The 911-nt window shown below is 37.4% G+C and carries 1 protein-coding gene; it reads left to right on the top strand.

Going from position 1 to position 911, the window contains the following annotated elements:
• Positions 1-158: 158 nt before the first annotated feature.
• The coding region (locus ADA55_RS13650) for a DUF421 domain-containing protein (protein ID WP_048684673.1) at positions 159-911 on the top strand (753 nt) is incomplete at its 3' end.

Here is a 911-nt window from a genome sequence, read left to right as displayed (position 1 = left end):
TACGTACACAAGATAACGAATCGAAACAAACCTTACATGAAACGATGATGATAGTGAACGAAGTAGTCACAGATTTGAAAAAAAGGGTGGGAGAATTGGAGAGGGAGGAATTCCAGTATAAAGGGTTTTAAAATAAAGTATATAGGAGGTGTTATGTAATGCCTGATTGGTTAGATGTATTTGTACGGGCTTTGTTATTTCTCATTATCCTTTTTTTAGTAACTAAATTGCTAGGTAAAAAGCAACTATCTCAACTTTCTTACTTTGAATATGTGGTTGGTATAACCATAGGTAGTATTGGGGCGGAAGTGATTACGGGTCTTGAACGAAGTATTTTAGTGGGGATTATAGGGATTGTAACCACTGCCGCACTACCTTTTCTAGTTGGATTCATTTCTTTAAAAAGCAAAACGCTTCGGGACCTTGTAGAAGGGAAAGGAACTGTTTTTATCAAAGATGGGAAAATCATGGAAGAAAACTTAAAGAAAGAAAGGTATACAACGGATGAATTGTTAGAGTTACTTCGAAAGAAGGATGTCTTTCAGGTATCTGATGTGGAATTTGCGGTATTAGACGCAACCGGAGATTTATCCGTTATGTTGAAGAAAGAGAACCAGCCTTTAACGGCAAAGGATTTAAACTTGGTGGTCGCTTCTGTCAAAGAGCCTCAGACCGTTATAATGGATGGTGAAATATTGGATGAACCACTTGCGACGATTGGTCGAAGTCGAGGTTGGTTACACACTGAATTAGAAAAATTAGGGGTCACCATTGAAAATGTCTTTCTTGGACAAATAAATTCTTATGGAGAACTAACGGTGGATCTTTTTGATGATATATTGCAAGTACCATCTCCTCAAGAAAGGCCTTTACTTCTTTCGACTATGAAAAAATGCCAAGCAGACTTAGAA

This window comes from Bacillus sp. 220_BSPC (genome assembly GCF_001054655.1).
Lineage (GTDB): Bacteria > Bacillota > Bacilli > Bacillales > DSM-1321 > Peribacillus > Peribacillus frigoritolerans.
This window is presented reverse-complemented; position numbering and strand designations above follow the sequence as displayed.